This window comes from Pseudomonas sp. MDT2-39-1, assembly GCF_054898085.1.
This window is the reverse complement of sequence record NZ_CM142716.1, coordinates 5,620,191-5,643,126: the sequence shown is the minus strand read 5'-3', so window position 1 is coordinate 5,643,126 and position 22,936 is coordinate 5,620,191. Positions and strand designations below refer to the sequence as shown.

Genomic DNA, 22,936 nt, shown 5'->3' with positions numbered 1-22,936 from the left:
CACACGTCATCCAGTCATAAAAAAACCGCCCGACTCAATCACTGAGTCGAGCGGTTTTTGTCGTGCGTGAACTCGCTTACACGTGCGGTTTACATGTGCGAGATTAGCGCATCACCAAACGCCGAAGAAGACAACAGTTTCGCGCCTTCCATCAAACGGTGGAAGTCATAGGTCACGGTCTTGGCCGAAATCGCGCCGTTGGTGCCCTTGATGATCAGGTCCGCCGCTTCGGTCCAGCCCATGTGACGCAGCATCATCTCGGCGGACAGGATCAGGGAGCCCGGGTTGACCTGGTCCTTGCCAGCGTATTTCGGCGCAGTACCGTGTGTCGCTTCGAACATCGCAATGGTGTCAGACAGGTTGGCACCTGGCGCGATACCGATACCGCCCACTTCCGCCGCCAGGGCGTCGGACAGATAGTCGCCGTTCAGGTTCAAGGTCGCGATCACATCGTATTCGGCCGGGCGCAGCAGGATCTGCTGGAGCATGGCGTCGGCGATGGCGTCTTTGACAATGACGTTCTTGCCGGTTTTCGGGTTCTTGAACTGCATCCACGGACCACCGTCGAGCAGGGTCGCGCCGAATTCTTCAGCGGCCACTTCGTAGGCCCATTCCTTGAAGGCACCTTCGGTGAACTTCATGATGTTGCCTTTGTGCACGATGGTCAGCGAATCGCGGTCGTTGTCGACCACATATTGCAGAGCTTTGCGTGCCAGGCGCTTGGTGCCTTGCAGCGAAACCGGCTTGATGCCGATACCGCAATTTTCGTCGAAACGGATCTTGGTGACGCCCATTTCATCTTTAAGGAACTTGATGACCTTGGTCGCTTCCGGCGAACCGGCTTTCCACTCGATACCGGCGTAGATGTCTTCCGAGTTCTCGCGAAAGATCGTCATGTCGACGTCGCCTGGTTTCTTGACCGGGCTAGGCACGCCTTCGAACCAGCGCACCGGACGCAGGCACACATAAAGGTCGAGTTGCTGGCGCAGGGCCACGTTCAGGGAACGGATGCCGCCACCGACCGGGGTGGTCAGAGGACCCTTGATGGAAACAACGTAGTCCTTGACCGCGTCCAGGGTTTCCTGAGGTAGCCAGGTGTCCTGATCGTAAACCTGAGTCGCTTTCTCCCCGGCATAGACTTCCATCCAGGAAATTTTGCGCTCGCCACCGTAAGCCTTCTTAACAGCAGCATCGACAACCTTGATCATGACCGGGCTGATATCAACGCCAATACCATCGCCTTCGATAAAGGGGATGATCGGGTTGTTAGGAACATTGAGAGAATGGTCCGCGTTGACGGTGATTTTGTCGCCGACTGCTGGAACCTGAATCTTCTTGTATCCCATGCTGAACTCCATTGTTTGGATTGAACATCTGGCTTCGTTCGAGCGTACCCCAGTTAAATCGGCACGCAAACCCTATGTTCCATTCATCTGCCGCAAAGCAGCACAGTTCGCGACGTACAAGCCTGAAAGCAAAGGGAAAAGCGCCAAACTTAAGCACGGTGCAAGACTCTACGCCCCACTCGCCCCTGCGACCTTTAGACCAATGGACGAGAATCGTTACGTATGAACCATCGGCAGATTGCCAGCTACCTATGTATAATGCGCCCGCTGACCATAGAGTCACGACGGCCGACCTCTCTACTACGAGACTCCAGGCCCGAAAAAGCCGGACTGTTACCGCAGTCCACCCGCTTGACGCTCGACTGATGCACCCAACATCACCGCGAAGAAACCTCGACATTCGGCTCATGGATGACTTTGAACGAACGCGCTCACACGGCGCCCCTCGAGTTTCTGCGCACGCTTAGCAAAGAAGAGAGAGTTAATCCGAATATGCCCACCCGCTCGAAGATCATCTATACCTTCACCGACGAAGCTCCCGCCCTCGCCACCTATTCACTGCTGCCTATCGTAGAGGCCTTCACCGCCTCCGCTGATATCGCCGTGGAAACCCGCGATATCTCTCTTGCAGGGCGTATTCTGGCCAGCTTCCCCGAGCAATTGGGTGACAAAGCCGTAGCCGACCACCTCGCCGAACTGGGCGACCTGGCCGTTACGCCTGAAGCCAACATCATCAAGTTGCCGAACATCAGCGCCTCGGTTCCGCAACTGCAAGCCGCAATCAAAGAGCTGCAAGCCCAGGGCTTCGCACTGCCTGACTACCCGGAAACCGTAACCACCGACGCCGACAAGCTCGCCAAGTCGCGTTACGACAAGATCAAGGGCAGCGCCGTGAACCCGGTTCTGCGCGAAGGCAACTCTGATCGTCGTGCACCGCTGTCGGTCAAGAACTACGCGCGCAAGCACCCGCACAAAATGGGCGCCTGGGCTGCGGACTCCAAGTCTCACGTCGCGCACATGAGCACCGGCGATTTCTACGGCAGCGAAAAAGCTGCCCTGATCGACGCCGCTGACGCCGTCAAAATCGAACTGATCGCTCAAGACGGCACCGCCACCGTCCTGAAAGAAAAAACCACCGTGCAAGCCGGTGAGATCCTCGATTGCGCGGTCATGAGCAAAAACGCACTGCGCAGCTTCATCGCTGCCGAGATCGAAGACGCCAAGCAAAAAGGCGTACTGCTGTCGGTTCACCTCAAAGCCACCATGATGAAGGTCTCCGACCCGATCATGTTCGGCCAGATCGTTGCCGAGTTCTATAAAGACGCACTGGCCAAGCACGCTGACGTGCTGGCGCAGATCGGCTTCAACCTGAACAACGGCATCGGCGACCTGTACGCTCGCATCAAGGCCTTGCCGGCCGAGCAACAAGCGCAGATCGAAGCGGACATCCAGGCGGTCTACGCCGTTCGTCCGTCGTTGGCCATGGTCAACTCCGACAAAGGCATCACCAACCTGCACGTGCCGAGCGACGTCATCGTCGACGCCTCGATGCCGGCGATGATCCGTGACTCCGGCAAAATGTGGGGCACTGACGGTCAGTTGCACGACACCAAGGCTGTGATCCCGGATCGCTGCTACGCCACCATCTACCAGGCGGTGATCGAAGACTGCAAGGCTAACGGGGCTTTCGATCCGACTACCATGGGCAGCGTGCCAAACGTTGGCCTGATGGCGAAGAAAGCCGAAGAGTACGGCTCGCACGACAAGACTTTCCAGATCAAGGCCAACGGCGTTGTCCGCGTTACCGACAGCAAAGGCAGCCTGCTGCTGGAGCAATCGGTTGAAGCCGGCGACATCTTCCGCATGTGCCAGACCAAAGACGCGCCGATCCAGGACTGGGTCAAACTGGCCGTCAACCGCGCTCGCGCAAGCGCCACGCCAGCGATTTTCTGGCTGGACCCGATGCGCGCCCACGACGGCGTAGTGATCGAGAAAGTTCAGGCTTACCTGAAGGATCACGACACCTCCGGCCTGGACATCCGCATCATGTCGCCAGTCGACGCGATGGCGTTCACCCTGGGTCGCACCCGCGAAGGCAAGGACACCATCTCGGTGACCGGCAACGTACTGCGCGACTACCTGACCGACCTGTTCCCGATCATGGAACTGGGCACCAGCGCCAAGATGCTGTCGATCGTTCCACTGATGAACGGCGGCGGTCTGTTCGAAACCGGCGCTGGCGGTTCTGCACCGAAGCACGTTCAGCAACTGCTGGAAGAGAACTTCCTGCGCTGGGATTCCCTGGGCGAGTTCCTGGCCCTGGCCGCTTCCCTTGAGCACCTGGGTGTGACGTACAACAACCCTAAAGCTCTGGTTCTGGCCAAGACTCTAGATCAGGCCACCGGCCAGTTCTTGGACAACAACAAGTCGCCATCGCGTAAAGTCGGCAACATCGACAACCGCGGCAGCCACTTCTACCTGGCGCTGTACTGGGCTCAAGCCCTGGCGGCCCAGACCGAAGACACTGCACTGCAAGCGCAGTTTGGCCAACTGGCCAAGACCCTGACCGAGAACGAAGCAACCATCGTTACCGAGCTCAACGCTGTTCAGGGCAAGCCAGTGGACATCGGCGGTTACTACCACGCCAATGCCGAGCTGATCAGCAAGGCCATGCGCCCGAGCAACACCTTCAACGCCGCGATCGCTGCGCTGGTTTAAGGTTGTAAGGATGCAAAGAAGCCCCGGCCCTGTGCCGGGGTTTCTGTTTGTGGGCTTCACACCAATCAAATGTGGGAGCGGGCTTGCTCGCGAATGCGGTTTATCATTCAACATCTTCATTGGCTGACCCACTGCTTTCGCGAGCAAGCCCGCTCCCACATTAAACCGTGCTCCAACCTTCAAAATCGAGGAAGCGTCATGGACTGGAAACCCCACATCACCGTCGCCACCATCGTCGAAGACAACGGCCGCTTCCTGATGGTCGAAGAAACCAAGCACGGACGAACGGTGCTCAACCAGCCCGCCGGCCACCTCGACCCGGATGAAACCCTGATCGAAGCCGCGGTGCGCGAAACCCTGGAAGAAACCGGCTGGGACGTCGAGCCGACGGGCGTGGTGGGCATTTACCTCTACACCGCCCCGAGCAACGGTGTGACTTATCAGCGAGTCTGCTTCACCGCAAAACCCCTCAAGCATCACCGCGATTACCCACTGGACGACGGGATCGTCGGCGCAAAGTGGCTGACGCGTGACGAACTGCTGGCACAGCGCGCAAACTGGCGCAGTGAGTTGATCATCCGCTGTATCGATGATTATCTGGTCGGTCAGCACTTCGGTCTCGAACTGATCCGCCCTTCTCTTTAGCCTTGCGGGCTTGGGCCTGTTAGAATCGCGTCCTTTTTCAAGACACTCATTGAATCCCTATGCGTGATCCAGCCCCTTCTGACACACAAAAGAAGCGCGTCATTGTCGGCATGTCCGGCGGCGTGGACTCTTCCGTTTCCGCTCTTCTGCTGATCGAGCAGGGTTATGAGGTGGAAGGCCTGTTCATGAAGAACTGGGAAGAAGACGATGGAACGGAATACTGCACCGCCATGGATGACTTGGCGGACGCTCAAGCCGTGTGCGACAAGATTGGCATCAAGCTGCACACCGCCAACTTCGCCGCCGAGTACTGGGACAACGTGTTCGAGCACTTCCTGGCCGAATACAAGGCCGGTCGCACGCCGAACCCGGACATCCTCTGCAACCGCGAAATCAAGTTCAAGGCGTTCCTCGACTACGCCATGATGCTCGGCGCCGACCTGATCGCCACCGGTCACTACGTGCGCCGCCGTGATATCGAGGGTCGCACCGAACTGCTCAAGGGCCTGGACCCGAACAAGGACCAGAGCTACTTCCTGCACGCCGTCGGCGGTGAACAGATCGCCAAGACCCTGTTCCCGGTCGGCGAGCTGGAAAAACCCGAAGTGCGCGCGATTGCCGAGAAACACGACCTGGCCACCGCGAAGAAAAAGGATTCCACGGGGATCTGCTTTATTGGCGAGCGCCGTTTCAGCGACTTCCTCAAGCAGTACCTGCCGGCCCAGCCGGGCGAGATCAAGACCACCGAAGGTGAAGTCATCGGCCGTCACCACGGCTTGATGTATCACACCATCGGTCAGCGTCAGGGCCTGGGCATCGGCGGCCTGAAAGACGCCGGCGATGAGCCGTGGTATGTGCTGATCAAGGACCTGGAGCACAACGAGCTGATCGTTGGCCAAGGCAATGACCACCCTTACCTGTTCTCCCGCGCCCTGCTCGCTTCGGACATTTATTGGGTCAACCCGATCGACCTGACCGAGCCACGCAAGCTGACCGCCAAAGTACGTTATCGCCAAAGCGATCAGCCGTGCACGCTGGAAAAAACCGCTACCGGCTACCGCGCAACCTTTGATGACCCGCAGCGCGCGGTCACCCCGGGCCAGTCCGTGGTGTTCTATGACGGCGAAATCTGCCTCGGCGGCGGCGTGATTGAAGTCGCAGAGCCATGGAGCAGCAAGGCATGAGCCCCACTCAGGAGCAACTGACGGCACTGGGCGGCGTGTTTCTCGCCGCCGTCCTCGTCGACAAGATTGCCAAGACCGGCCAGACCACCGAAGCCGGCCTGACCTGCATGCTCGGCAGTTTGCTGATCCGCGACCCCAAGGACACCCTGGAAGTGTACGGCGGCGACGACATCAATCTGCGCGAAGGTTATCGCGCATTGATCGGCGCCCTGGAACGCGATCCGAGCACACTGCAGCGCGAACCGCTGCGCTACGCACTGGCGATGCTCGGTCTGGAACGTCAACTGGCCAAACGCGACGACATGCTCGACGTGATCGGCAAGCGTTTGCCGCAGATTCAATCCCAGGTCGAGCACTTCGGCCCGGCGCACGAAAACGTGATCGCGGCCTGCGGTGCGTTGTACCAGGACACCCTGAGCACCTTGCGCCAACGGATTCAGGTCCACGGCGACATGCGCAACCTGCAGCAACCGAGCAACGCGTCGAAAATCCGCGCCCTGTTGCTGGCCGGGATTCGTTCCGCGCGTCTGTGGCGGCAGTTGGGCGGCCATCGCTGGCAATTGGTGATCAGCCGTCGCAAGTTGCTGAAAGAGCTTTATCCGCTGATGCGCAGCAGCTGAACCGCGCCCGCCACACCGCTTTGTAGTCATTAACGCGTAATACGCTGGTCAGTTGGCAACGGACCGGCGGATTTTTTCATGTATGATACGCGCCCCATTTCGTTGCCCGACTGTCCGAGAACACCCCATGCAGCTTTCTTCGCTCACTGCGGTTTCCCCTGTTGACGGCCGCTACGCCGGCAAAACCCAGGCCCTGCGCCCAATTTTCAGCGAGTACGGCTTGATCCGTGCTCGCGTTCTGGTTGAAGTGCGCTGGCTCCAGCGCCTGGCCGCTCACCCTGGCATCAGCGAAGTGCCGGCGTTCTCCGCCGAAGCCAACGCGGTGCTGAACACCCTGGCGGACAACTTCGCTCTGGAGCACGCCGAGCGTGTCAAAGAGATCGAGCGCACCACCAACCACGACGTAAAAGCCATTGAGTACCTGCTCAAAGAGCAAGCGGCCAAGCTGCCGGAACTGGCCAAGGTCAGCGAGTTCATCCACTTTGCCTGCACCAGCGAGGACATCAACAACCTGTCCCACGCCCTGATGCTGCGCGAAGGCCGTGATGATGTGATGCTGCCGCTGATGCGCCAGACTGCCGAAGCCATCCGCGAACTGGCGATTCGTTTCGCTGACGTGCCGATGCTGTCGCGCACCCACGGTCAACCGGCCTCGCCGACCACCCTGGGCAAAGAGCTGGCGAACGTGGTTTACCGTCTGGAGCGTCAAATCACCCAGGTCGCTGCCGTTCCGCTGCTGGGCAAGATCAACGGCGCTGTCGGCAACTACAACGCTCACCTGTCGGCCTACCCTGAGATCGACTGGGAAGAAAACGCCCGCGCCTTCATCGAAGACGAGCTGGGTCTGGGTTTCAACCCGTACACCACGCAGATCGAACCGCACGACTACATCGCCGAGCTGTTCGACGCGATCGCGCGCTTCAACACCATCCTGATCGACTTCGACCGCGACATCTGGGGCTACATCTCCCTGGGTTATTTCAAGCAGCGCACCATCGCTGGCGAAATCGGTTCGTCGACCATGCCGCACAAGGTCAACCCGATCGACTTCGAAAACTCCGAAGGCAACCTGGGTATCGCCAACGCACTGTTCCAGCATTTGGCGAGCAAGCTGCCGATCTCCCGCTGGCAGCGTGATCTGACCGACTCCACCGTGCTGCGCAACCTCGGTGTCGGCTTCGCCCACAGCGTTATCGCGTACGAAGCGAGCCTCAAAGGCATCAGCAAACTGGAGCTCAATGCTCAGAAGATCGCTGCTGACCTGGACGCGTGCTGGGAAGTATTGGCCGAGCCGATCCAGACCGTGATGCGCCGCTACAACATCGAAAACCCGTACGAAAAACTGAAAGAGTTGACGCGTGGCAAGGGCATCAGCCCTGAAGCACTGCAAACTTTCATCGATGGCCTGGACATGCCAGCCGCCGCCAAGGCCGAGCTGAAATTGCTCACCCCGGCGAACTACATCGGCAATGCCGTGGCACAAGCCAAACGCATCTGATCGACCGCTTTACCCGTTTGAGACGCCCGGCAGCGCCGGGCGTTTTTATTCCCGTCTGAAAAGTGCATTTTTTCAATAGGTTACACATGAATCCTGACATTCCTCTTCAACTTCTGGGCGGCATCACGGCGCGCGAGTTCCTGCGCGACTACTGGCAGAAAAAACCCCTGCTGATCCGTCAGGCGATTCCTGAATTCGAAAGCCCGATCGACGCCGACGAACTGGCCGGCCTGGCGCTGGAAGAAGAAGTTGAGTCGCGCCTGGTGATCGAGAACGGCGAGCGTCCTTGGGAATTGCGCCGCGGCCCGTTCGCCGAAGACGAATTCAGCAAACTGCCGGAGCGTGACTGGACCCTGCTGGTGCAAGCCGTTGACCAGTTCGTACCGGAAGTCTCTGAACTGCTGGAAAACTTCCGCTTCCTGCCTAGCTGGCGCGTCGATGACGTGATGATCAGCTATGCCGCGCCGGGTGGCAGCGTCGGTCCGCACTTCGACAACTACGACGTGTTCCTACTGCAGGGTCACGGTAAGCGCAACTGGAAAATCGGCCAGATGTGCGACTCCGAGAGCGCGCTGCTGCCACATGCCGACCTGCGTATCCTCGCCGATTTCCAGGCCACCGATGAGTGGGTGCTGGAACCGGGCGACATGCTTTACCTGCCGCCGCGCCTGGCCCACTGCGGCGTGGCCGTCGATGACTGCCTGACGTACTCGGTCGGTTTCCGCGCACCGAGCGCCGCTGAAGTGCTGACCCACTTCACCGACTTCCTCAGCCAGTTCCTGACGGACGAAGAGCGTTACACCGACGCCGACGCCCTGCCTGCGGCTGATCCGCATCAGATCCAGCACGACGCCCTTGATCGCTTGAAAAGCCTGCTGGCCGAGCACATGAGCGACGAGCGCCTGCTGCTGACCTGGTTCGGCCAGTACATGACTGAACCGCGTTACCCGGAGCTGGTGGTGGGTCCGGAAGAGATCGAAGAAGACGACTTTCTCGCCAGCCTGGAACAAGGCGCGATACTGATCCGCAACCCGAGCGCACGCTTGGCCTGGTCCGAAGTCGATGATGACCTGCTGCTGTTCGCCAGCGGCCAGAGCCGTTACCTGCCGGGCAAGCTGCGTGAGCTGCTGAAACTGATCTGCGCTGCCGACTCGCTGCACACCGACAACCTGGGCGACTGGTTGAACGATGAAGACGGTCGCGGCCTGCTGTGCGAACTGATCAAGCAAGGCAGCCTGGGGTTTGCCGATGAATAAAATTCACGTACGTGTCGCAGACTGGCAGAAGGACATCGCCGAGATCCGGCGCATTCGTGAGACGGTGTTCATTGCCGAGCAATGCGTTCCACCCGAGCTGGAATGGGACGCCGATGACGCTACGGCGGTGCATTTCCTGGCCTTCGAAGGCGACTTTCCGATTGGCACCGCGCGCCTGCTGCCCGATGGTCACGTCGGTCGGGTGTCGGTACTGAAAGACTGGCGCGGCTTGAAGGTTGGCGATGCGCTGATGCACGCGGTGATCGGTGAAGCCGAGACGCGCGGGCTGAAGCAGCAGATGCTGAGCGCACAGGTGCAGGCCACGGCGTTCTATGAGCGCCTGGGCTTCAGCCTGGTCAGTGAGGAATTCCTGGAAGCCGGGATTCCGCATGTGGACATGGTGCGTCATTCGGCTTGATTTCCTGTGGTGAGGGGATTTATCCCCGTTCGGCTGCGAAGCAGTCGCCGAGACATGCGGTGCACCTGATGCACTGTGATTGATGTTTTGGGGTCGCTTCGCGACCCAACTGGGCGGTGCGACGTTTCGCTATACCCCCTCGCCACAAGGCCCTGAAGAACACCACAAAACGCCCCGCCATCCTTGGATGCCGGGGCGTTTTGCTGTCTGCGATTCAACTTGCCCCACGCCGGGCCGACAAACTGGCAATATCAACACTTCAAGATGTCGGAGATAACGGATATGTCCCTACGCACCCTGCTCACCACGCTGTTGCTGACTTGCAGTTTTTCAGCCATGGCAGCCACCGAGATTGTGCCACTGAACTACCACACCAGCGCCGATATGCTGCCGATGGCACAGGATTTCATCGGCAAGGACGGCCAGGTCAGCGCCTACGGCAACCAACTTATCGTCAATGCCGATCAGCGCAAGATCGACGAACTTAAAGCCCTGATTTCGCAACTCGATACCCAACCCAAACGCCTGCTGATCACCGTCGACACCAACGAAAACAACTTCCAGGGCGACCAGGGTTACTCGGTGAACGGTGCCAAACCGAGCCAGACGCGCATCATCAATCGCAGCACCGACAGCCGCGATGGCGGCATCCAGCAGATTCAGGCCAGCGAAGGCGCACCGGCACTGATTCAGGTCGGCCAAAGCGTGCCGCTCACCAGCAGTCAAACCGACTCCTACGGTGATCTGCGCAGCCAAACTGAATACCGCAACGTTACCCAGGGTTTCTACGTCACTGCCAGCGTCACCGGCGACATCGTTCACCTGTCGATCAGTACCAACCGTGACCGCATCAGCCAGGAACGTCCCGATGTAGTGAATGTGCAAAGCACCGACACAACTGTCACCGGGCGACTGGGTGAGTGGATAACTCTGGCCGGCGTAAACCGCCAGACTCAGGCCGACAAACAGAGTCTGACCCACAGCTACTCGACTCAGGGCCGGGATGACATGACCCTGCGGGTGAAAGTCGATACTTTGGACTAAACCACCGAAAACTGACTGATTAGTCTTATTAGACCAAAGATGTAGTGCCTGAAAAAAAGCACTACAAAACGTTTGACGATCGAAAAAAGCAAAGGCATGATGGCCTCGCTCCCGCTAATCAGGGGCCCTGGCAAGGGCCTTCGAGGCGCTGCTCGCATCTACCCCGCGAGCCGTTTCGTGTCTGTACCGCCCACAAGGTGTGTTTGACGAGGTTGCCGACTGGAACGAAGTTGTCCCGAGGGACGGAAGCGTAATTAGGTAACCCGGCTCCACACTGAAGTTCGTATAAAGGCCCACGACGCCCGAATCCGCTCGCCAGTTCGCCCTTACCTGCTCACTTCCCCTCGAGCCCATCGTTCATCCCGTCGCCATCCCCGCCAAATCCGACTTGACCACCTAAGCTTCTGGTCAGCGAGCAGCCTTTTATGCCCTTTTACGCGTAACTGGCACGCAGGAATTGTCCACCCAGAACCACTTTCGATTAAAGACGCGACGAGGTTTATCTCCATGGCACTGACACGCGAACAGCAAATTGCAGCCCTCGAAAAAGATTGGGCTGAGAACCCACGCTGGAAAGGCGTGACACGCGCTTACTCCGCTGCTGACGTCGTCCGCCTGCGCGGTTCGGTTCAACCTGAGCACACCTTTGCAAAACTGGGCGCCGAGAAGCTGTGGAACCTGGTCACCCAGGGCGCCAAGCCATCCTTCCGCCCTGATAAAGATTTCGTCAACTGCATGGGCGCCCTGACCGGTGGCCAGGCTGTACAACAAGTCAAAGCCGGCATCCAGGCGATCTACCTGTCGGGCTGGCAGGTTGCTGCGGACAACAACTCCGCCGAATCGATGTACCCGGACCAATCGCTGTACCCGGTGGACTCGGTTCCAACCGTGGTCAAGCGCATCAACAACTCGTTCCGTCGTGCTGACCAGATCCAGTGGAAAGCCGGCAAAGGCCCGGGCGACGAAGGTTACATCGACTACTTCGCGCCGATCGTGGCTGACGCTGAAGCCGGTTTCGGCGGCGTTCTGAACGCTTACGAGCTGATGAAGAGCATGATCGAAGCGGGCGCCGCCGGCGTTCACTTCGAAGACCAACTGGCTTCCGTGAAAAAATGCGGCCACATGGGCGGCAAGGTACTGGTTCCTACCCAGGAAGCTGTACAGAAGCTGACCGCTGCTCGTCTGGCAGCTGACGTTGCCGGTACTCCGACCATCATTCTGGCGCGTACCGATGCTAACGCAGCCGACCTGCTGACTTCCGATTGCGACCCGTACGACAAAGAGTTCGTGACTGGCGAACGTACCCAGGAAGGCTTCTACAAAGTGCGCGCTGGTCTCGACCAGGCCATCTCCCGCGGCCTGGCCTACGCGCCGTACGCCGACCTGATCTGGTGCGAAACCGCCAAGCCGGATCTGGACGAGGCTCGTCGCTTCGCTGAAGCGATCAAAAAGGAATACCCGGACCAACTGCTGTCGTACAACTGCTCGCCTTCCTTCAACTGGAAGAAAAACCTGGACGACGCGACCATCGCCAAGTTCCAGCGCGAACTGTCCGCCATGGGTTACAAGCACCAGTTCATCACCCTGGCCGGCATTCACAACATGTGGCACAGCATGTTCAACCTGGCGCACGACTACGCCCGCAACGACATGACTGCCTACGTGAAGCTGCAAGAGCAGGAATTCGCTGACGCCTCCAAGGGTTACACCTTCGTGGCTCACCAGCAGGAAGTGGGCACCGGCTACTTCGACGACATGACCACCGTGATTCAAGGTGGCTCGTCTTCGGTGACCGCGCTGACCGGTTCGACTGAAGAAGAACAGTTCCACTGATCTGCTTCGCCTGAGCTAACGGCCGTTGCGGACCGAATTTAGAAAGCTAACCGCAACGCCGCACATCTGACGCCCCGACTGGTTCGGGGCGTTTTTTTGCCCACGATTTAGTGAACACCACCACCCCGTAGGAGCGAGGCTTGCCCGCGAAGAATGCGCCGCGGTGCCACAGGGATACCGCGTCATCGTTCTTCGCGGGCAAACCTCGCTCCTACGGGGTGGGCTGCGCGCTCAAAAAACATTGATCCAGAGCGGCATCACGATCAGAAAAAAGCGGTAAAACGTGCGTCGCCGCTACTTGCAATAACAGCTATATAAGACAACTTCCCGCTCACCCGCCCGTTAAACAGTTTAAAAACCATCGCAAACAATATTGATTATCATTTAGCCGCAACTATGTTCGTTACATTCCCTACAAAACAATATTGATGAAATCCCGGCTAATGCCCGCAATGCATGGGCTGCGCGGCTTTGGAGGTGCGCTATGTCCTTATTCCTATAAATAATTTCGCTATAGGAATTTTACTTGCACGGTGTTGTGCCATAAAATCAGCGGGATTGATTGCTGCGACATATCGTCACTGCTTTGTTTCTTATCAAGCTCAGAGACCTTTGCTCTCTGTTAAGGATTACCAGCATGCCCGAAGCGACAGGACTCATGGCCCACAACTGGGGCTTTGCTATTTTCCTTTTGGGCGTCGTCGGCCTTTGCGCCTTCATGCTCGGCGTCTCCAGCCTCCTCGGGTCAAAAGCCTGGGGCCGCAGCAAAAACGAACCGTTCGAGTCCGGCATGCTACCTACAGGTGGCGCCCGCTTGCGGCTCTCAGCCAAATTCTATCTGGTCGCGATGCTCTTCGTGATCTTCGATATCGAAGCCCTCTTTCTCTTTGCCTGGTCTGTGTCCGTCCGCGAAAGCGGCTGGACCGGATTCGTCGAAGCTCTCGTTTTCATAGCAATTCTGTTGGCAGGTCTTGTCTACCTGTTCCGAGTGGGCGCCCTTGACTGGGCTCCGGAAGCTCGTCGCAAGCGGCAGGCGAAGCTGAAACAATGAGGCTTTGGCAATGCAATACAATCTCACCAGGATCGACCCCGATGCTCCTAACGAGCAGTATCCGATTGGCGAACGGGAAACCGTTTCCGATCCGTTAGAAGATCAAGTTCACAAAAACATTTTCATGGGCAAGCTCGAAGACGTGCTTAACGGCACGATCAACTGGGGGCGCAAGAACTCCCTGTGGCCGTATAACTTCGGCCTTTCGTGCTGCTACGTGGAAATGACCACCGCCTTCACGGCGCCCCACGACATCGCGCGCTTTGGCGCCGAGGTTATCCGGGCATCGCCGCGTCAGGCTGATTTCATGGTTATCGCCGGTACCTGCTTCATCAAGATGGCGCCGATCATTCAGCGTCTCTACGAGCAAATGCTCGAACCTAAATGGGTTATCTCCATGGGTTCGTGCGCCAACTCCGGTGGCATGTACGACATCTACTCCGTCGTTCAAGGGGTGGACAAGTTCCTGCCCGTGGACGTCTACGTGCCTGGCTGCCCGCCCCGCCCTGAAGCTTTTCTGCAAGGCTTGATGCTCTTGCAAGAGTCGATTGGACAGGAGCGTCGTCCGCTTTCCTGGGTCGTCGGCGATCAAGGCGTGTACCGCGCCGAGATGCCTTCGCAAAAGGAACAGCGCCGCGAACAGCGAATCGCAGTCACCAACCTGCGCAGCCCCGACGAAGTCTGATCCAGATCTGCTTCTTTTATAGAACGAGACACTGGCTTCATTCTTTACGTTGACCGAAAGCGATAAATAACCATGACTACAGGCAGTGCTCTGTACATCCCGCCTTATAAGGCAGACGACCAGGATGTGGTCGTCGAACTGAATAACCGTTTTGGCCCCGAGGCGTTCACCGCCCAGCCTACCCGCACCGGCATGCCGGTGCTTTGGGTTGCCCGTGCCAAACTCGTCGAAGTCCTGACCTTCCTGCGCAACCTGCCCAAGCCGTACGTCATGCTCTATGACCTGCACGGCGTGGACGAGCGTCTGCGCACCAAGCGTCAAGGGCTGCCAAGCGGCGCCGACTTCACAGTGTTCTATCACTTGATGTCGATCGAACGTAATAGTGACGTAATGATCAAGGTCGCCTTGTCCGAGAGCGACCTGAGCGTGCCGACCGTGACCGGTATCTGGCCGAACGCCAACTGGTACGAGCGTGAAGTGTGGGACATGTACGGCATCAACTTTGCCGGTCACCCGCACCTGACCCGCATCATGATGCCGCCGACCTGGGAAGGTCACCCGCTGCGCAAGGACTTCCCGGCCCGTGCCACCGAGTTCGACCCGTTCAGCCTGACGCTGGCAAAGCAACAGCTTGAGGAAGAAGCCGCGCGCTTCAAGCCTGAAGACTGGGGCATGAAGCGGTCCGGTGCGAACGAGGACTACATGTTCCTCAACCTCGGCCCTAACCACCCTTCCGCGCACGGTGCGTTCCGCATCATTCTGCAGCTGGATGGTGAAGAGATCGTCGACTGTGTGCCGGACGTCGGTTACCACCACCGTGGTGCCGAGAAGATGGCCGAGCGTCAGTCCTGGCACAGTTTCATTCCGTACACCGACCGTATCGACTACCTCGGCGGCGTGATGAACAACCTGCCGTACGTGCTCTCGGTCGAGAAGCTGGCCGGCATCAAAGTACCTGAGAAGGTCGACGTCATCCGCATCATGATGGCCGAGTTTTTCCGGATCACCAGCCACCTGCTGTTCCTGGGGACTTACATCCAGGACGTCGGCGCCATGACCCCGGTGTTCTTCACGTTCACCGACCGTCAAAAGGCGTACACGGTGATCGAAGCCATTACCGGTTTCCGTCTGCACCCGGCCTGGTACCGCATCGGTGGCGTCGCCCACGACCTGCCACGTGGCTGGGAAAAACTGGTTAAAGACTTCATCGAGTGGATGCCAAAGCGTCTGGACGAATACCAGAAAGCCGCATTGGACAACAGCATCCTGCGTGGCCGGACCATCGGCGTCGCGGCCTACAACACCAAAGAGGCCCTGGAATGGGGCGTCACCGGTTCTGGCCTGCGTTCGACCGGTTGCGACTTCGACCTGCGTAAAGCTCGCCCGTACTCCGGCTACGAGAACTTCGAATTCGAAGTCCCGCTGGCGGCCAATGGCGATGCCTATGACCGTTGCATCGTACGTGTCGAAGAAATGCGCCAGAGCTTGAAGATCATCGAGCAGTGCATGCGCAACATGCCGGAAGGCCCGTACAAGGCGGATCACCCGCTGACCACGCCGCCGCCGAAAGAGCGCACGCTGCAGCACATCGAGACCCTGATCACGCACTTCCTGCAAGTTTCGTGGGGCCCGGTCATGCCGGCCAACGAATCCTTCCAGATGATCGAAGCGACCAAGGGCATCAACAGTTATTACCTGACGAGCGATGGCGGCACCATGAGCTACCGCACCCGGATTCGCACCCCAAGCTTCCCGCACCTGCAGCAGATCCCTTCGGTGATCAAAGGCAGCATGGTCGCGGACTTGATTGCGTACCTGGGTAGTATCGATTTCGTTATGGCCGACGTGGACCGCTAAGCATGAACAGCACGCTTATCCAGACAGACCGTTTCACCTTGAGTGAAACCGAGCGCTCGGCCATCGAGCACGAGCTGCATCACTACGAAGACCCGCGCGCGGCGTCGATCGAAGCCCTGAAAATCGTCCAGAAGGAACGTGGTTGGGTGCCTGATGGCGCGCTCTACGCCATTGGCGAGATCCTCGGCATTCCGGCCAGCGACGTTGAAGGGGTGGCTACTTTCTATAGCCAGATCTTCCGTCAGCCGGTTGGCCGTCACATCATCCGTGTCTGCGACAGCATGGTTTGCTACATCGGCGGCCACGAATCGGTTGTCAGCGAAATCCAGAGCAATCTGGGCATCGGCCTGGGTCAGACCACCGCAGACGGTCGTTTCACCCTGCTGCCGGTCTGCTGCCTCGGCAACTGCGACAAGGCGCCGGCGTTGATGATCGACGATGACACTTTCGGTGATGTGCAGCCTGCCGGCGTTGCCAAATTGCTCGAGGGCTACGTATGACCCTGACTTCCTTCGGTCCTGCCAACCGCATCAAGCGGTCGGCCGAGACTCACCCGCTGACCTGGCGTTTGCGTGACGACGGCGAAGCCGTGTGGCTCGACGAGTACCAAGCCAAGAACGGCTACGCGGCTGCGCGCAAAGCCTTCGCCGACATGGCCCAGGACGACATCGTCCAGACCGTGAAAGACGCCGGCCTTAAAGGTCGCGGCGGTGCAGGCTTCCCCACGGGCGTTAAGTGGGGCCTGATGCCGAAAGACGAATCCATCAACATCCGCTACTTGCTGTGCAACGCGGACGAGATGGAACCGAACACCTGGAAAGACCGCATGCTGATGGAGCAACTGCCTCATCTGCTGATTGAAGGCATGCTGATCAGTGCTCGCGCGCTGAAAACCTACCGTGGCTACATCTTCCTGCGTGGCGAATACACCACCGCCGCCAAGCACCTGAACCGTGCCGTGGAAGAAGCCAAGGCAGCCGGTCTGCTGGGTAAAAACATCCTGGGTAGCGGCTTCGATTTCGAGCTGTTCGTCCACACCGGCGCCGGGCGTTACATCTGCGGTGAAGAAACCGCACTGATCAACTCCCTCGAAGGCCGCCGCGCCAACCCGCGCTCCAAGCCGCCCTTCCCTGCCGCCGTTGGCGTGTGGGGCAAGCCGACCTGCGTGAACAACGTTGAAACCCTGTGCAACGTGCCGGCGATCATTGCCGACGGCGTGGACTGGTACAAATCGTTGGCGCGCGAAGGCAGTGAAGACATGGGCACCAAGCTCATGGGCTTCTCCGGCAAGGTCAAGAACCCGGGCCTGTGGGAATTGCCGTTCGGCGTCACCGGTCGCGAGTTGTTTGAAGACTACGCCGGCGGCATGCGCGACGGTTACAAACTCAAGTGCTGGCAGCCAGGCGGCGCCGGTACCGGCTTCCTGTTGCCGGAACACCTCGACGCACAAATGTATGCCGGCGGCATCGCCAAGGTGGGCACCCGTATGGGTACCGGCCTGGCCATGGCGGTGGACGACAGCGTCAACATGGTTTCCCTGCTGCGCAACATGGAAGAGTTCTTCTCCCGTGAGTCGTGCGGTTTCTGCACCCCGTGCCGTGACGGTTTGCCGTGGAGCGTCAAGCTGCTACGTGCGATCGAGAACGGTGAAGGGCAAGCCGGCGATATCGAGACCCTGCTGGGTCTGGTCGGTTTCCTCGGCCCGGGCAAGACCTTCTGTGCTCACGCACCGGGCGCCGTGGAGCCGTTGGGCAGCGCAATCAAATACTTCCGTCCAGAGTTCGAAGCCGGCATCGCGCCTACCAGCGCCGTCGTCCCGCCTCTGGCAAGGCCGATCGTAGTCGGCGCTTAACGCTTAAAAAAAAGCGAACGGTCCGTGCCGTTCGCTTTTCGCGCGATGACGCCTTTAACGGCTGTTTTGATTCGCGCGGATAACAAGATTCCATTAGCCACGCCCGCTGACACCGGGCCAACGAAGAACTTTGAACCATGGCCACTATCCACGTAGACGGCAAAGAGCTCGAAGTCGATGGGGCAGACAACCTGTTACAGGCATGTCTGTCGCTAGGCCTCGATATCCCCTATTTCTGCTGGCACCCAGCCCTAGGCAGCATTGGCGCTTGCCGCCAGTGCGCGGTCAAGCAGTACACCGACGAGAACGACAAGCGTGGTCGGATCGTCATGTCGTGCATGACGCCAGCTACCGACGGCAGCTGGATCTCCATCGACGACGAAGAAGCGAAAGTGTTTCGCGCCAGCGTCGTTGAATGGCTGATGACCAACCACCCTCACGACTGCCCGGTCTGTGAAGAAGGCGGTCACTGCCACCTGCAAGACATGACCGTGATGACCGGCCACAACGAGCGCCGTTATCGCTTCACCAAACGCACTCACCAGAACCAGCAACTGGGCCCGTTCATTTCCCACGAAATGAACCGCTGCATCGCTTGCTACCGCTGCGTGCGCTTCTATAAGGACTACGCCGGCGGCACCGACCTCGGCGTATTCGGCGCCCACGACAACGTGTACTTCGGTCGCGTTGAAGACGGCACCCTGGAAAGCGAGTTCTCAGGCAACCTCACCGAGGTCTGCCCGACCGGTGTGTTCACCGACAAGACTCACTCCGAGCGCTACAACCGCAAGTGGGACATGCAGTTCTCGCCGAGCATCTGCCATGGCTGCTCCAGCGGTTGCAACATCTCCCCGGGCGAGCGCTACGGTGAACTGCGTCGTATTGAAAACCGCTTCAACGGCTCGGTAAACCAGTACTTCCTGTGCGACCGTGGCCGTTTCGGCTACGGCTACGTCAACCGCGAAGATCGCCCGCGTCAGCCAAAGCTGGCCAACGGCGCCAAGCTGACGCTCGACGAAGCGCTGGATAAAGCCGCTGACCTGCTGCGTGGTCGCAACATCGTCGGTATCGGTTCGCCCCGTGCCAGCCTCGAAAGCAACTACGCGTTGCGCGAACTGGTCGGCGCCGAGCACTTCTACTCCGGTATCGAAGCTGCTGAGCTGGAACGCGTTCGTCTGGTGATGCAGGTGTTGAAAGACAGCCCGCTGCCGATCCCGAACATGCGCGACATCGAAGATCACGATGCGATCTTCGTTCTTGGCGAAGACCTGACCCAGACCGCTGCCCGTGTGGCGCTGTCCCTGCGTCAATCGGTCAAAGGCAAAGCCGAAGACATGGCCGATGCCATGCGCGTTCAGCCTTGGCTCGACGCTGCCGTGAAGAACATCGGTCAAAACGCGCTGAACCCGCTGTTCATCGCCAGCCTGGCTGAAACCAAGCTCGACGACATCGCTGAAGAATGCGTTCACGCCGCTCCAGACGATCTGGCGCGCATCGGTTTCGCCGTGGCTCACGCCCTCGACGCCAGCGCTCCAGCGGTTGAAGGCCTGGATACCGAAGCACTGGATCTCGCCAAGCGTATTGCCGACGCCCTGCTCGCAGCCAAGCGTCCGCTGATCATTGCCGGTACTTCCCTGGGCTCCAAAGCCCTGATCGAAGCCGCCGCCAACATCGCCAAGGCCCTGAAGCTACGCGAGAAGAACGGTTCCATCAGCCTGATCGTGCCAGAGGCCAACAGCCTCGGCCTGGCCATGCTCGGTGGCAACTCGGTCGACGAAGCGCTGCAAGCGGTGATCTCTGGCCGTGCCGACGCGATCGTCGTGCTGGAAAACGATCTGTACTCCCGTACCGACAAAGCACTTGTCGATGCTGCCCTGAGCGCCGCGAAAGTGGTGATCGTGGCGGACCATCAGAAAACCGCCACCAGCGATCGCGCGCACCTGGTTCTGCCAGCCGCCAGCTTCGCTGAAGGCGACGGTACGTTGGTCAGCCAGGAAGGTCGCGCCCAGCGCTTCTTCCAGGTGTTCGACCCGACTTACCTTGACGCGAGCATCCTGGTTCACGAAGGTTGGCGCTGGCTGCATGCCCTGCGCGCAACCCTGTTGAACCAGCCGATCGACTGGACCCAACTGGACCACGTCACCGCCGCCTGCGCCGCCAGCACGCCACAACTGGCGCGCATCGTCGACGCTGCACCGTCCGCCGCGTTCCGCATCAAAGGCCTGAAACTGGCGCGCGAACCGCTGCGTTACTCCGGTCGCACCGCCATGCGCGCCGACATCAGCGTGCACGAACCGCGTACTTCCCAGGATAACGACACCGCGTTCTCGTTCTCCATGGAAGGTTACTCGGGCTCGGTCGAACCGCGTCAGCAAGTGCCATTCGCCTGGTCTCCGGGTTGGAACTCGCCGCAAGCCTGGAACAAGTTCCAGGACGAAGTCGGTGGTCACATCCGCGCTGGCGACCCGGGCACCCGCCTGATCGAAAGCACTGGTGACTCGCTGAACTGGTTCGCCAGTGTTCCGCGCGCGTTCAACCCGGCTCAAGGCACCTGGCAGGTTGTGCCGTTCTTCCACCTGTTCGGCAGCGAAGAGAACTCTTCCAAAGCCGCACCGGTTCAGGAACGCATCCCGGCCGCTTACGTCGCTTTGGCCAAATCCGAAGCCGACCGCCTGGGTGTCAATGACGGCGCCATGCTCAGCTTGAACGTGGCCGGCCAGACCTTGCGTCTGCCGCTGCGCATCAACGAAGAGCTGGGTGCCGGCCTGGTCGCCTTGCCGGCCGGTATCGCCGGCATTCCGCCAGCGATTTTCGGCAAATCCGTTGACGGTCTGCAGGAGGCAGCTCAATGACCTGGTTCACGCCTGAAGTGATTGACGTGATCATCGCGGTCCTCAAGGCCATCGTGATTCTGCTCGCCGTGGTGGTGTGCGGCGCGCTGCTGAGCTGGGTCGAGCGTCGTCTGCTCGCCCTCTGGCAGGACCGTTACGGTCCTAACCGCGTCGGCCCGTTCGGCGCGTTCCAGATTGCGGCCGACATGATCAAGATGTTCTTCAAGGAAGACTGGACGCCGCCGTTCGCCGACAAAGTGATCTTCACGTTGGCGCCGGTCGTGGCCATGAGCTCGTTGCTGATTGCCTTTGCGATCATCCCGATCACCCCGACCTGGGGTGTGGCGGATATCAACATCGGTATCCTGTTCTTCTTCGCCATGGCCGGTCTGTCGGTTTATGCGGTGTTGTTCGCCGGCTGGTCGAGTAACAACAAGTTCGCCCTGTTGGGCAGCTTGCGGGCCTCGGCGCAAACCGTGTCGTACGAAGTGTTCATGGGCCTGTCGCTGATGGGCATCGTGATCCAGGTCGGCTCGTTCAACATGCGCGACATCGTTGAGTATCAAGCGCAGAACCTGTGGTTCGTGATTCCGCAGATTTTCGGTTTCCTGACCTTCTTCATTGCCGGCGTCGCCGTGACTCACCGTCACCCGTTCGACCAGCCGGAAGCGGAACAGGAACTGGCCGACGGTTACCACATTGAATACGCCGGCATGAAATGGGGCATGTTCTTCGTCGGCGAGTACATCGGCATCGTGTTGATTTCGGCGCTGCTGGTGACCTTGTTCTTCGGTGGCTGGCACGGTCCGTTCGGTATTCTGCCGCAGATCCCGTTCATCTGGTTCGCGCTGAAAACCGCGTTCTTCATCATGTTCTTCATCCTGCTGCGCGCCTCGATCCCGCGCCCACGGTATGACCAAGTGATGGATTTCAGCTGGAAGTTCTGCCTGCCGCTGACCCTCGTCAACATGCTGGTGACCGCTGCGATCGTGTTGCTCAACACGCCCGCCGTCGCGGCTCAGTGAGGATAGAGAATCATGAAGTACATTTTTGACATCGTGCATGGCTTCTTCACCCAGCTTCGCAGCCTGGTGATGATCTTCGGCCATGCCTTCCGCAAGCGCGACACGCTGCAGTACCCGGAAGAAGCCGTGTACCTGCCGCCGCGCTTTCGTGGGCGTATCGTCCTGACCCGCGACCCTGATGGCGAAGAGCGTTGTGTAGCCTGCAACCTGTGCGCCGTGGCGTGCCCGGTCGGCTGCATCTCGCTGCAGAAAGCCGAAACCGAAGACGGTCGCTGGTACCCGGAGTTTTTCCGTATCAACTTCTCGCGCTGCATTTTCTGCGGCCTCTGCGAGGAAGCCTGCCCGACCACCGCGATCCAGCTGACACCGGATTTCGAGATGGCCGAGTTCAAACGTCAGGACCTGGTGTACGAGAAAGAAGATCTGCTGATCTCCGGCCCCGGCAAAAACCCTGATTACAACTTCTATCGCGTTGCAGGTATGGCGATTGCCGGGAAGCCGAAAGGCTCCGCGCAGAATGAAGCCCAGCCGATCAACGTGAAGAGCTTGCTGCCTTAAGGAAGAAAGATGGAATTCGCTTTCTATTTCGCATCGGGTATCGCTGTTGTGTCCACGCTTCGCGTGATCACCAACACCAACCCTGTGCACGCCCTGCTCTACCTGATCATTTCGCTGATTGCCGTGGCGATGACGTTCTTCGCCCTCGGCGCACCGTTTGCCGGTGTTCTGGAAGTGATCGCCTACGCTGGCGCCATCATGGTGCTGTTCGTGTTCGTGGTGATGATGCTGAACCTGGGCCCGGCCTCGGTTCAGCAAGAGCGCGTCTGGCTCAAGCCCGGCATCTGGCTCGGCCCGGTCGCCCTCGGCACCCTGCTGCTGGTTGAACTGCTGTACGTGCTGTTCAGCGACGCCAGCGGTCAGGCCATCGGCCACACCACTGTAGACGCCAAGGCCGTGGGCATCAGCCTGTTCGGTCCTTATCTGCTGGTGGTCGAACTCGCCTCGATGCTGCTGCTTGCCGCAGCCGTCACGGCGTTCCACCTGGGCCGCAACGAAGCCAAGGAGCAATGACG

19 protein-coding genes are annotated in these 22,936 nt (G+C 59.3%); 18 read left to right on the top strand and 1 reads right to left on the bottom strand.

Annotated elements, in window-relative coordinates; genetic code table 11:
• Nucleotides 1-89 precede the first annotated feature (89 nt).
• Nucleotides 90-1,346, bottom strand: coding sequence for an NADP-dependent isocitrate dehydrogenase (icd, locus tag ACYZTM_RS26205; protein WP_010458895.1), 1,257 nt, complete (start codon nt 1,344-1,346; stop codon nt 90-92).
• A gap of 492 nt (nt 1,347-1,838) precedes the next feature.
• Here icd and ACYZTM_RS26200 point away from each other — a divergent pair, with 492 nt between their 5' ends.
• From ACYZTM_RS26200 to nuoJ, 18 genes are all read left to right on the top strand, one after another.
• Nucleotides 1,839-4,064, top strand: a complete 2,226-nt coding sequence (locus ACYZTM_RS26200) for an NADP-dependent isocitrate dehydrogenase (RefSeq protein ID WP_131062370.1) — start codon at nt 1,839-1,841, stop codon at nt 4,062-4,064.
• 198 nt (nt 4,065-4,262) lie between these two features.
• Nucleotides 4,263-4,709: an NUDIX hydrolase gene (locus ACYZTM_RS26195; protein ID WP_461985420.1), complete on the top strand. Its 447-nt coding sequence runs from the start codon at nt 4,263-4,265 to the stop codon at nt 4,707-4,709.
• Between the two features lie 59 nt (nt 4,710-4,768).
• The gene (mnmA, locus tag ACYZTM_RS26190) at nt 4,769-5,893 is read left to right on the top strand and encodes a tRNA 2-thiouridine(34) synthase MnmA (protein WP_131062368.1); all 1,125 of its coding nucleotides are present in this window, start codon (nt 4,769-4,771) and stop codon (nt 5,891-5,893) included.
• Complete coding sequence (gene hflD / locus ACYZTM_RS26185) at nt 5,890-6,513, top strand: high frequency lysogenization protein HflD (protein WP_131062367.1); 624 nt, start codon at nt 5,890-5,892, stop codon at nt 6,511-6,513. The genes mnmA and hflD overlap by 4 nt, the downstream gene beginning before the upstream one ends.
• Nucleotides 6,514-6,640: 127 nt before the next feature.
• Complete coding sequence (gene purB, locus ACYZTM_RS26180; RefSeq protein WP_461985417.1) at nt 6,641-8,011, top strand: adenylosuccinate lyase; 1,371 nt, start codon at nt 6,641-6,643, stop codon at nt 8,009-8,011.
• A gap of 86 nt (nt 8,012-8,097) precedes the next feature.
• On the top strand, nt 8,098-9,267 hold the full coding sequence (locus ACYZTM_RS26175; RefSeq protein WP_461985415.1) for a ribosomal protein uL16 3-hydroxylase: 1,170 nt from the start codon (nt 8,098-8,100) through the stop codon (nt 9,265-9,267).
• Complete coding sequence (locus ACYZTM_RS26170; protein WP_131062365.1) at nt 9,260-9,685, top strand: GNAT family N-acetyltransferase; 426 nt, start codon at nt 9,260-9,262, stop codon at nt 9,683-9,685. Before ACYZTM_RS26175 ends, ACYZTM_RS26170 begins: the two co-directional genes overlap by 8 nt.
• Nucleotides 9,686-9,967: 282 nt before the next feature.
• Nucleotides 9,968-10,729, top strand: coding sequence for a secretin N-terminal domain-containing protein (locus ACYZTM_RS26165; protein WP_131062364.1), 762 nt, complete (start codon nt 9,968-9,970; stop codon nt 10,727-10,729).
• Between the two features lie 507 nt (nt 10,730-11,236).
• A complete protein-coding gene (gene aceA / locus ACYZTM_RS26160) occupies nt 11,237-12,562 on the top strand; it encodes an isocitrate lyase (protein WP_461954783.1) in 1,326 nt (441 codons plus the stop codon).
• Between the two features lie 637 nt (nt 12,563-13,199).
• On the top strand, nt 13,200-13,613 hold the full coding sequence (locus tag ACYZTM_RS26155; protein ID WP_003223812.1) for an NADH-quinone oxidoreductase subunit A: 414 nt from the start codon (nt 13,200-13,202) through the stop codon (nt 13,611-13,613).
• Nucleotides 13,614-13,623: 10 nt separating this feature from the next.
• Complete coding sequence (locus ACYZTM_RS26150; RefSeq protein WP_008146035.1) at nt 13,624-14,298, top strand: NuoB/complex I 20 kDa subunit family protein; 675 nt, start codon at nt 13,624-13,626, stop codon at nt 14,296-14,298.
• A gap of 72 nt (nt 14,299-14,370) precedes the next feature.
• Complete coding sequence (gene nuoC / locus ACYZTM_RS26145; RefSeq protein WP_008146037.1) at nt 14,371-16,155, top strand: NADH-quinone oxidoreductase subunit C/D; 1,785 nt, start codon at nt 14,371-14,373, stop codon at nt 16,153-16,155.
• A 2-nt stretch (nt 16,156-16,157) separates the two neighbouring features.
• Nucleotides 16,158-16,655: an NADH-quinone oxidoreductase subunit NuoE gene (gene nuoE / locus ACYZTM_RS26140; RefSeq protein WP_007946422.1), complete on the top strand. Its 498-nt coding sequence runs from the start codon at nt 16,158-16,160 to the stop codon at nt 16,653-16,655.
• Nucleotides 16,652-18,007, top strand: a complete 1,356-nt coding sequence (nuoF, locus tag ACYZTM_RS26135) for an NADH-quinone oxidoreductase subunit NuoF (RefSeq protein WP_461985411.1) — start codon at nt 16,652-16,654, stop codon at nt 18,005-18,007. The genes nuoE and nuoF overlap by 4 nt, the downstream gene beginning before the upstream one ends.
• Nucleotides 18,008-18,144: 137 nt before the next feature.
• Nucleotides 18,145-20,859: an NADH-quinone oxidoreductase subunit NuoG gene (nuoG, locus tag ACYZTM_RS26130; protein ID WP_461985409.1), complete on the top strand. Its 2,715-nt coding sequence runs from the start codon at nt 18,145-18,147 to the stop codon at nt 20,857-20,859.
• Entirely contained in the window at nt 20,856-21,863 is a 1,008-nt protein-coding gene (gene nuoH, locus ACYZTM_RS26125; RefSeq protein ID WP_131062359.1) for an NADH-quinone oxidoreductase subunit NuoH, read from the top strand. Before nuoG ends, nuoH begins: the two co-directional genes overlap by 4 nt.
• A 12-nt stretch (nt 21,864-21,875) precedes the next feature.
• Complete coding sequence (nuoI, locus tag ACYZTM_RS26120; protein WP_218244332.1) at nt 21,876-22,421, top strand: NADH-quinone oxidoreductase subunit NuoI; 546 nt, start codon at nt 21,876-21,878, stop codon at nt 22,419-22,421.
• Between the two features lie 9 nt (nt 22,422-22,430).
• The gene (gene nuoJ, locus ACYZTM_RS26115; RefSeq protein WP_007905076.1) at nt 22,431-22,934 is read left to right on the top strand and encodes an NADH-quinone oxidoreductase subunit J; all 504 of its coding nucleotides are present in this window, start codon (nt 22,431-22,433) and stop codon (nt 22,932-22,934) included.
• Nucleotides 22,935-22,936 lie beyond the last annotated feature (2 nt).